This is a genomic window from Pelagibius sp. (assembly GCF_028289705.1).
Taxonomy (GTDB): Bacteria; Pseudomonadota; Alphaproteobacteria; order Kiloniellales; family Kiloniellaceae; genus Pelagibius.
Window position 1 is genome coordinate 22,933 of sequence record NZ_JANQOI010000061.1, and the last position, 10,460, is coordinate 33,392.

At 66.8% G+C, this 10,460-nt stretch carries 6 protein-coding genes; 5 read left to right on the top strand and 1 reads right to left on the bottom strand.

The features are described 5' to 3' along the window. Positions 1-21 precede the first annotated feature (21 nt). Entirely contained in the window at positions 22-3,399 is a 3,378-nt protein-coding gene (locus tag Q0996_RS07495; protein WP_299617252.1) for a DUF3971 domain-containing protein, read from the bottom strand. A 166-nt stretch (positions 3,400-3,565) separates the two neighbouring features. On the opposite strand from Q0996_RS07495, the gene Q0996_RS07500 reads away from it, so the two are divergent. The 5 genes from Q0996_RS07500 to Q0996_RS07520 all read left to right on the top strand — a co-directional run bounded on the left by Q0996_RS07500 (position 3,566) and on the right by Q0996_RS07520 (position 9,864). Beyond that, positions 3,566-6,556: a bifunctional [glutamine synthetase] adenylyltransferase/[glutamine synthetase]-adenylyl-L-tyrosine phosphorylase gene (locus Q0996_RS07500; protein WP_299617254.1), complete on the top strand. Its 2,991-nt coding sequence runs from the start codon at positions 3,566-3,568 to the stop codon at positions 6,554-6,556. A 109-nt stretch (positions 6,557-6,665) separates the two neighbouring features. Further along, on the top strand, positions 6,666-7,127 hold the full coding sequence (gene bcp, locus Q0996_RS07505) for a thioredoxin-dependent thiol peroxidase (RefSeq protein ID WP_299617274.1): 462 nt from the start codon (positions 6,666-6,668) through the stop codon (positions 7,125-7,127). 41 nt (positions 7,128-7,168) lie between these two features. Next, positions 7,169-7,966, top strand: a complete 798-nt coding sequence (locus tag Q0996_RS07510; protein WP_299617275.1) for a ferritin-like domain-containing protein — start codon at positions 7,169-7,171, stop codon at positions 7,964-7,966. A gap of 86 nt (positions 7,967-8,052) precedes the next feature. Further along, complete coding sequence (locus tag Q0996_RS07515; RefSeq protein WP_299617276.1) at positions 8,053-8,988, top strand: DMT family transporter; 936 nt, start codon at positions 8,053-8,055, stop codon at positions 8,986-8,988. A 249-nt stretch (positions 8,989-9,237) separates the two neighbouring features. Next, on the top strand, positions 9,238-9,864 hold the full coding sequence (locus Q0996_RS07520) for a hypothetical protein (RefSeq protein ID WP_299617277.1): 627 nt from the start codon (positions 9,238-9,240) through the stop codon (positions 9,862-9,864). The last annotated feature ends 596 nt before the right edge of the window (positions 9,865-10,460 follow it).

Below are 10,460 nucleotides of genomic sequence, written 5' to 3' on the forward strand. Positions count from 1 at the left end.
CCGGCCCACGCCGCTGTAGAATCAGCGGTCGATCCGCTCGGGAACGGCCCGGAAGTTCTCGGTTTCGTCGGGGTCGGCGGTGAATATGTTGCGCAGGAACCCGGGCGCCAGGGCGGTCAGCGGATTGACCCTGACCTCCGGGTCCGTGACCGCGCCCTTGACGCCGTAGGTTACGGCGATCAGGCCTTCGCCTTCCCGGCCGACAAGGATAGGCCCAATGATCGGAATGTTGCCGAGGAAGTTATTGACCGAGTAGGCGGGGACGACGGCGCCGACCAGGTCGATCGCATCCTCGTCGAAGTCGATGGTCCCCTTGGCGGTCAGTCCCAGGGCGGCGCCGTAGACTCGCATCAGCTCCGTCGAGGCAACGCCGTCGTCGAGAATGAACTCGCCGTCCAGTCCCTGGAAGCCGATGCCGTCGCCACTCAGGATGTCGAGCATGCCGGTGAAGGACGCGACCGTCAGCAGCTTGGCCAGGACCGGCGCGTTCACCATGACGAAATCGCGGGCCGCCACCTTGGCCTGGATGGGATGGGTCGGGGTCGGCCCGGTGCTGGAGCCGGTGACCTGAATGCTGCCTCCGACAATGGTGTCGGCGATGTTGACAGCGCGCAACAGAGCGCCCAGGTCATCGCTCTTGGCGAGCAGGCGCAGGCCGCTGCCGGAGGCATTGGGCGCCAGGGAAAGCTGGAGAAAGCGCCGGTCGAGGGACAAACCCGTTTCCCCGTTGCCGCCATCGCCCCCGCCCTCGGCCGGTTCGGACGGCTCTTCGCGCGGCGACCAGTACTGCTTGGGTATGCTGCCGGAGAGGCGGATGGTTTCCCAGCCGGCCTGAGTCCTGACCAGTTCCAGGTTCACCAGTTCGAGGCGGCGCTCGTCGGCGAAGTAAAGCCGCTCCAGATTGGGGGCGCGGATCGACAGGGGCTCGAAGGTGCGCGGCGGATCGGCCGGGGTTTCCTCCGTCTCCGCCGCCGGCTCCGTCACTTCCTCCGGCTCCGCGGCGGGGTCCTTGTCTTTGATCAGGAACGGCTCGGCATCCAGCACGCCTTCCGCGATCGCCACCGCATAGCCACCGCCGCTCTGTTCGACCACGACCTCCTTGAGATCGCTGCGGCCGAAGGCGACCCGCTCAAAGCTCATCCAGGCGAGGCCTTCGCGGTCGGGCCCCGGCCGTGCCTGCCCGCGGGCGACCAGATCGCCAGCCTGTAGGATGATGTCGCGGTAGGCCGCCGGGCCGTCGTCGTCCATGTCGATGGTCATTCGCAGGCTGCCCTCGGTCCCGACCTCCTTCTTCCAGTGGATTTCGGGCAGATCGATCAACGCCCGTTTCAAGTCGGATGCCACGTCCAGCGTGGAGAATTGGCCGTCCTGCGATACGTAAGAGATCTTGGCGGCTATGGGGCCGGACACGACCTCGCCGATGTCCAGACCGAAGCGCGCGCGGCCCACATCGTCGACACTGGCGATCTCGGCATCGATCACCGTGCGGAACTTCGGGTTCTCCAGGAAGCTCTCCTTCCAGCGCGCGTCGAGCGCGACGCCGCCCAGCGTCAGCGGGCCGGAGAGTTCCATGCCGCTTTGGTCGAGGGTGAGGGCCAGGCGCCCATCGGTCATGTCCTGCCCCAGCAGCACGTTCCTCAGAACCGCGTCCTGGACCGTGGCGGCGACCTGCAACGTTATGTCGTCGAAGGAGAGCGATTTGGTCAGCGGGAACTGAAAGCCGAGATCGGCGGCCAGTGTGCCGCCGCTGCCCTCGGCCGAGAGGCCGAGCGAGGACAGCAGGTCCAGGCGGGGATGCTCAAGCACCGACAAAGCATCGAAGATCGGCCCCGCGGCCTTGGTCTCGATGGAAAGCTGCTCGTAGATCCCGCGCGCGAGATCGACATCGTTGAAGCCGTCGATCTCAACCCTGGACTGGCCGAGGGCAAGCGTCAGCAGGGAACCGGAGTCAATGGCGAAGTGCAAGCGGTCTGCGTCGAATTCGGCAGTTCCGGCAATATCGACGATGGGCGGCAGTGGCCGCAGATAGTGGACCTCCAGCCCACTGTAGGTCAGCGTGCCGCTAAGGCTCGCCAGATCGGCTGCCTCGAAGTCGCCCTGCGGGACCAGCACCTTGGTCTTGGCCGTCGCCCGCTGGACCCGGCCGCCGGTGACGTTCTCCATGATCCAGGGTCGCGCACCGGTGGCGACGGCCGGCGGCCAGTAGCGGTCCAGCTCGGCCAGGTCCACATCCTCCAGCGCCGCATCGACATCGATGGTCCAATCGCCACCGGTCTCCGGGTCGTGATCCAGCACCCCGGACACCGTCAGCACGGGCCCCGGCCGCTCCTCGCTGCCCAGGCGAATCCGGGCCTCGTCGAGATCGAAGCGCGCGCGGCCGTCGTCGTAGCGCCCCTTCATGGCGAGATCGCGGATCGGCAATGGGTCCATCGTCACACCGGGGATGGACAGGGTGCCGGCAAACCCCTGGACCTCGAAGCCCGTCGGTCCGACGCTGCCCTCCAGGGAAATGGACGTCGCGATCGATCCGCTGATCCGCGAGGTGATGCCGCCCATCGGCGCCAGTCGCGGAAAGGCCGTGGCCAGGTTCGCCAGGCTGATGTCGGAGAACCCCGCGGCCAGATCGACGATGCCGTCGCGCTTGTCGAAGAGGAACGCGGCATCGAGGGTCGCCGGGTCCCGGTGTCCGACAAAACCGAGGCTGATGTCGCCGGCAAGGCCGACAACATCCCGGCGCAGCGAGATGTCGGCGGCCGGCGCCGCCCAGGACAGCCCGAGCTTCTCGTCGCGGACAAAGATCTGTCCGTCGCGAATGCGCACCTCGTCCAGAAACGAAAGCGGATTGCCCGGCGTGCGTTCGCTCAGGAGCTCCCGGATGATGCCGCCGAGGACCACGGCTTCGTCGTTGTTGCCGCCACTGGCCGCCCCTTCGGAGGCACCACTGTCAGGCATCAGGTCCTCGACGGTCCCTGCCGTACCCTCCGGGACTGCCAGGCGGCCGCCGTCGCCGCCGAAGCTGATCTTGCCGTCGCTGTCTCTCAGCAGGCGGATGCGGGGCGCGATGATCTCGACCTGGTTGGGGGCCACCGTGCCCTGGAGCATGGCGCTGCTGCTGAGCTCCAAGGCCACTTCCGGCAGCGAGGCGATGCGCCGGCCGTCGGGGTCGCGGACCACGATGTCGGAGGCATGCAGGACAACATCCCTAGCCCAGCCGTCCCAGACCAGGAAAGTCTCGCCGATCTCGATGGTGTTGCCGCCGCTCTCGCTGAAGGCCTCCTGCAGGTAGGGGGTGAGGAAACTGGTCCGCACCGGCCCCTCCGACAGCCGCCACACGGCAACCGCGACGATCAGCACCAGGGCCGCGAAGACCCCGCCAACGATCTCTACGCAGAGACGCATCGTCCGGCTGCCGCCGGAGCGCCGGCGCCGGCCGCCCCGCGGCTCCTGCCGTTCCTGAGTTTCCTGCGCGGCCGCCTCGGCAGGCTCCGGCCGAGACTGCCCGGCATCCGGCCCTTGACCGGCCGGATCACTTTCCGCAGTCTGATCGCGTGGTGAGCCTTGCGAGATGGTTAAACTCCCCTACCTACCTGACGTTTCCGCTCTGCCAGGCGCGCTACGGCCGTCTCAAGGCGATGCTTGGCTGGAACGATGGCGGTCATGCCTTGAAAGTACGGCAGACGCCGCCCTTCTGGATGCCATAGCCGAACTGGACAAATCGCCAGCCGGACCGCAGCTGCTGCAATCCGTTTTCGCGAATTCGCCCTTCCTGAGCCAATGCCTCACATCAGATATCAGTCTTTTATCTGATGTTTTAAACCATGGGCCGCAATGGGTCCTCAGGAAAGTCCTTGAGGACCTCAAAAGCAAGGCCTCTCGCAGCGCCGATCAAGCGGAATTGATGAGGCGCCTGCGCGGCCTTCGCCGCCGGGCCGCCTTCGCCATCGCCTATGCCGATATCGCGGGATTCTGGGACGTTGCGGCGGTCACGCAGGCGCTCTCGGACTTCGCCGACACCGCCGTGGACGCGGCCCTCAGCGGGCTGCTGCGCCAGGCCGCCGCGCGCGGCGAGCTTGCCATCGACGACTCGGCCGAGATGCCGAGCGAGACCTGCGGTGTGACAATCCTGGGCATGGGCAAGCTCGGCGCCGGCGAGCTGAACTATTCCTCGGACATCGACCTTATCGTTCTCTTCGACCCCGAGCAGGTGGACTACCGCCACAGCCGCGGGGTCCAGCAGGGCATGGTGCGCCTGACGCGGGACCTGCTGCGGGTGCTGGACGAGCGCACCGCCGAGGGCCATGTCTTCCGCACCGACCTGCGCCTCCGGCCCGACCCCAGTGCCATGCCGCTGGCGATCAGCGTTAACGCCGCCCTGACCTACTACGAGAGCCTGGGTCAGAACTGGGAACGCGCGGCCATGATCAAGGCCCGGCCGATTGCCGGCGACCGTGCCCTCGGCGCCCGCTTCCTGGAGGAACTGAAGCCCTTTGTCTGGCGCAAGCACCTGGATTTCTGGGCAATAGAGGACATTCACTCCATCAAGCGCCAAATCAACGCCCACAAGGGCGGCTCGGTCATCGCCGTCAACGGCCACAACATAAAGCTCGGCCGCGGCGGCATCCGCGAGATCGAGTTCTTCGCCCAGACCCAACAGCTCATTTGGGGCGGCCGGGATCCGGACCTGCGGGCCCCGAAAACCAAGGATGCCCTGGCGGCGCTGGCGGCCAAGGGGCACGTCGAACCGGCGGTGGCCGCGAGCCTCGGCGAGGCCTACGACTTCCTCAGGCGCCTGGAACACCGCCTGCAGATGGTGGAAGACCAGCAGACCCACGTGATCCCCCAGGAGAACGAGGCGGTGGACGGGCTTGCGGTCTTTCTCGGCTACGCCGAGCCGGCGGCCTTCCGCGACGCGCTGCTGACCCGCCTGCGCACGGTCGAGGACCACTATGCCCACCTCTTCGAGGAGTCGCCCTCTCTCTCGGGGCCGGGCAACCTGGTGTTCACCGGGGGCGATCCGGACCCGGAAACCCTGGCGACCCTGGCGGGCCTGGGTTTCGAAAGCCCGGAGCGCGCCTGGAAGGTCGTAAGCGGCTGGCACCATGGCCGCTACCGCGCCGTCCGCTCGACCCGCAGCCGGCAACTGCTGACCGAGCTGGTGCCCAACGTTCTGGAACTGCTCGGCAAGACCCGCGAGGCGGACCAGGCCCTGGTGAAGTTCGACAGCTTCCTGGCCGGCCTGCCGGCGGGGGTCCAGATCTTCTCCCTGCTCTGCAGCAATCCGCGGCTCTTGGAGCTGCTGGCCGAAATCATGGGCTCCGCGCCGGTTCTGGCGGAGCGGCTGAGCCGCAATCCCTCGCTGCTGGAGGCGGTGCTCTCCCAGGACTTTTTCGATCCGCTGCCCGAGAGCGCGGTGCTGGAGCGCGAGCTGCAGACCGCGCTGGCCGAAGCCCAGGATCTGCAGGACTGCCTGGATCTCACCCGCCGCTGGGCCAACGACCGGCGCTTTCAGGTCGGCGTCCATATCCTGCGCCACAAGGGCACCGTCGACGACAGCGGCCGCGCCCTCAGCGACATCGCCGCCGCCACCCTGCGCGCGCTCTACCAGCCGGTCATCGACGACCTTGCGCGCAACCACGGCTATTTGGACGGCAGCGGCCTGGCCGTCGTCGCCCTGGGCAAGATGGGCGGACGGGAGATGACCGTCTCCTCGGACCTCGATCTGATCCTGCTCTACGAGCTGCCCCAGGAAGAGCGCCAGTCGGACGGTGCGAAGCCGCTGGACCCGCCGCGCTATTACGCGCGGCTGGCGCAACGCCTGATCAACGCGGTCACGGCCCAAACCGGCGAGGGCACGCTCTACGAGATCGACATGCGCCTCCGCCCCTCGGGCAACGCCGGTCCCATCGCCACCTCGCTCTCCGGCTTTCGCCGCTACTATGCCGAACAGGCCTGGACCTGGGAGCATATGGCGTTGACCCGGGCACGGGTGATCGCCGGGCCCGCCGACCTCGCCGCAAGAATAGATGAGACCCTGCGGCACATCCTCTCGCGCCCGCGCGACGGCGAGGCCCTGCTGGCCGACGTCGCCGCCATGCGCCGGCGGCTGCACAAGGAGCATCCGGCGAAGTCGATCTGGAGCGTGAAGTACGCTGCAGGCGGCCTGATCGACCTGGAGTTCCTCGCCCAGTACCTGCAGCTCCGCTCCGCCGCCGACAACCCCGATGTCCTGGCGACCGCCACGCAGGCCGCCTTCTCACGGCTGGCCGACGCCGGCGTCCTCGATCAGGACCAGGCCCTGCGCCTCGTCGAGGCGACGCGCTTTCTTCGCCAGGTGCAGGAGGCCCTGCGGCTCACCGTGGGGCCCGCCTTCGACGCCGACAGCCTTTCGCCGGCGCTCCAGGCCTCCCTTGCCGCCACCGTCGGTTTGCAAGACTTCGCGGAGTTGCGCGAAACCCTGGTCACGACCCTGGCCTGGGTACACGGCGTTTTCGTCGATACTATCGACGCTGCCGCCCCGGCCGATTCCGGCGAAGCGGATCAGGTGGCCCTGCCCTAGGTGTGCATCGCGCGCCTTGACCCGGCGCGACTTTGCACGATCTTTACGCCAGGGCTTCACGCCAGAGACTTTCTTTCATCTGACGCAGCAACACAGGGAGACAGCATCCATGGTCGAACTCGGGAAGAAGGCGCCGAACTTCACGATGGCCACCGACGGCGGCGGCTCGGTCGCATTGAAGGACCTGAAGGGGCGCAAGGTCGTGCTCTACTTCTATCCCAAGGACGACACGCCGGGCTGCACCAAGGAGGCTTGCGGCTTCCGCGACGCCCTTCCCGACTTCTCAAAGCTCGATGCAGAGATCATCGGCGTGTCGAAGGACAGCGTCGCCAAGCACGACAAGTTCAAGGCCAAGTACGAGTTGTCCTTCACCCTGGCCTCCGACGAGGACGGCAGCGTCTGCGATGCCTACGGCACCTGGGTCGAGAAATCCATGTACGGCAAGAAGTACATGGGGATCGAGCGGGCGACCTTTCTGATCGACGAGAAGGGCGTGGTGCGCGGCGAATGGCGCAAGGTGAAGGTGCCGGGCCATGTCGATGCCGTCCTGGAGGCGGCGGAGACGCTCTGACCGCGCCTTCGCTCAACAGCGCTGAGGATCGGACTTACCGGATGAGCGGACTGACGGATCGGGCGGTGGGCGTTCTGGAAGAGCCCTTGCCCGAGCGCAAGGCGGCCCTGGTCCGCTCCATGGCTGCGGATTGGGCGGGCGGGCGCATCGCCACGCTGGGCAGCAGCCGTCCGCCGCAGCGGCCACAGCGCCCGGCAGCGCCTGAACTCAGGCGACCGGCGGAGGTGCCGAAGCGCAAGATCACGCGCGGCATCACGGGCCGCACCGCGTTGCTCCATGCGCTCGCTCATATCGAACTGAACGCCATCGACCTGGCCTGCGACATTCCCGCCCGCTTCACAACGGAGGGGATGCCGCGAGCATTCTGCGACGACTGGCTGCGCGTCGCCGCGGAGGAGGCCAAGCACTTCCTGCTGCTCTCCGAGCGTTTAGAGGCCCTCGGCAGCCACTACGGGGCGCTGGCGGCCCATGACGGGCTCTGGGAGGCCGCCGAAGAGACCAGCCACGATCTGCTGGCGCGCCTCGCGGTCGTGCCCCTGGTCCTGGAGGCCCGGGGCCTGGATGTCACGCCGGCGATGATCGCCAAGCTGCGCGCCGTCGAGGACGAGGAGAGCGCCGCGATTCTGGAGATCGTCTACCGCGAAGAGATCGGCCACGTCGCCATCGGCAAGCGCTGGTTCGATCATGTCTGCGCGGATCGTGGGCTCGATCCGCGGGCGACCTGGCAGGCGCTGGTGCGGGCCCACTTCAGGGGCCGGCTCAAACCGCCGTTCAACGACGGCGCCCGGCAGGAGGCTGGGCTTCCCGCGGACTTCTACGCGGCGCTGGCGAGCCCCTGACCCTCACCCGGCCCGCAAAGCTGCATGACTGCCTTGCGCGGACTGCGTTTGACCGCTTGGGGGCGGGCCGCTAGGGCTGAAGGTCCATGGTAAGCGAAGAAACCACCTCGGCGCCGCGCCGGACGCGGCTGGGGCTCAGCGAGCGGCAACTCGCCTTCGTCCTGCTGTTCATCGCGCCGGCGCTTTTCGCCTCCAACATGCTGACCGCGCGGGCGACCCACGATCTCTTCCCGCCGGTCGCCCTGGCCTTCTGGCGCTGGGCCTGCACCCTGCTCCTGCTCATGCCCTTCACCGCGGCGGCCCTCTGGCAGCATCGCGCGGCGGTGCGCCGCGAATGGCGCGACCTGCTGGTCCTCGGCGCGCTGGGCATGGGGGTCTGCGGGGCTTTCGTCTATATCGCCGCCGACACCACAACGGCGACCAACATCGGGCTGATCTACGCCGCTTCCCCGATCCTCATCGTGCTGCTGGCCCGCCTTGCCTATGGCGAGACCCTGTCGGCGCACCAGGGCGTGGGGATCGCGCTGTCGTTGGTGGGGGTGATCACCATCGTCTGCCGCGGCGATTTCAACCAGCTCCTCGGCCTGCGTTTCGCCGCCGGCGATCTCTGGACCGTCGGTGCCGTCTGTGCCTGGGCCGTCTATGCGATCCTGCTGCAGCACCGCCCTTCGGCCATGCCGCTGATGGTGCGCTTCGCCGCCATCGCAGCCGGCGGCGTGCTGGTGCTCCTGCCCTTCACCATCGCCGAGGGTCTGAGCGGCGACCTGCCGCCTCTTGCCCCTTCCAGTTTCATCACCGTCGGGTTCCTCGCCCTCGTCGCCTCCTTCGGCGCCTATCAGGTCTACGCGCTGATCCAGCGCAGCCTGGGGGCCGGGCCGACCAGCCTGCTGATGTACCTCATCCCCCTCTACAACGGCGTCCTGGCCTTCCTGCTGCTGGGCGAGACGCTTGAGATCTATCATCTCGTCGGTGCCCTTCTGGTGCTGCCGGGGATCTATCTGGCCACCCGCAAGGCCGCCTGATCCGGCCTCCGCGGGGCCGGGCCCCCTGCCCTTTTTGCTTATTGATTTGTTCACCAATTTCCCGCTTGTTTGGATGCTATAGCGTTTCCGACTTTCGTCGGATCGGTTCCAGCCCGCTCCCCCTCCCGACCACCCAGCGCCAGTATCCTATGGTTGGTCGGGAGGGGGAGCGGGCCGGTGCCGTCAAAACATAAAATGCCCTAAGCATCTGCCAAGCGGTCGCAAACCCCATCTTCCCGGAGGAATCCCATGAGTGTCACCATCCGCAACGCCACCGCGGAGGATATGGATCAGATCATGGCGGTCGAGGAGAGCTGGCCGGAGATGGCCCGGGCGCCACGCGACAAGTTCGAAGCGCGCCTGGAGAAGTACCCCCAGGGCTTTTTCGTCTGGGAACAGGACGGACGCATTCTGGCCACCATTACGTCCATGCCCTACAGCTATGACCCGGCGAAGGCGGAGCGCTTCACCAACTGGGACGACGTCACCAACAAGGGCTACCTCTACGACATCGGCCCGCAAGAGGACTACAACAGCCTCTACATCGTCTCAGGCATCATCGACAAGGACTCCCGCGGCGGCGACATCTTCGAGCGCATGGTGGGCACCGAGGTGGAGCTGGCACGCTCCCTCGGCTACGGCTATGTCATCGGCGGTGCGGTGATCCCGGGCTACAAGCGCTACTGCGTGAAAAACGATGCGGTGCCGGCCCACGAGTACGTCTTCATGAAGAAGGGCAGCCGCCTGATCGACCCGCTTCTGGACATGTATCAGAAGATCGGCTTTGCCGCCCCCGACGCGGCCCATGTGGTGCGTGAATACTTTCCCGACGACGCCAGCCTCAACTACGCCGCCATCGTGGTGAACAAGCTCTGAGAATCTGGGGGCGGTTCACTGACCGCCAACCTTCCCCCCATCGTCACCCTCGGGCTCGTCCCGAGGGTCCATGGAAAGACCGAGACCCGAACCCCGATGGATTGCCGGAACAAGCCCGGCAATGACAATTGGCGAGGCCGAAGAGCGGTGCACTGACCGCCAACCTTCCCCCAGATCGTCACCCTCGCGCTTGACGCGAGGGTCCATGGAAAGAGCGAGACCCGGACTCCGATGGATTGCCGGAACAAGCCCGGCAATGACAATTGGGGAGGCCGAAGAGCGGTGCACTGACCGCCAACCTTCCCCCCATCGTCACCCTCGGGCTCGTCCCGAGGGTCCATGGAAAGCCCGAGACCCGGACTGCGATGGATTGCCGGAACAAGCCCGGCAATGACAATTGGGGAGGCCGAAGAGCGGTTCACTGACCGCCAACCTTCCCCCCATCGTCACCCTCGGGCTTGTCCCGAGGGTCCGTGGATAGAGCGAGACTGAGACCCCGATGGATTGCCGGAACAAGATGCTATGTGGGTTGGCGGCGACGGGATCGGCTATCTTTTAGGTCGGCAAACCAGGAAAGATAGGAGCGATCCGATGAC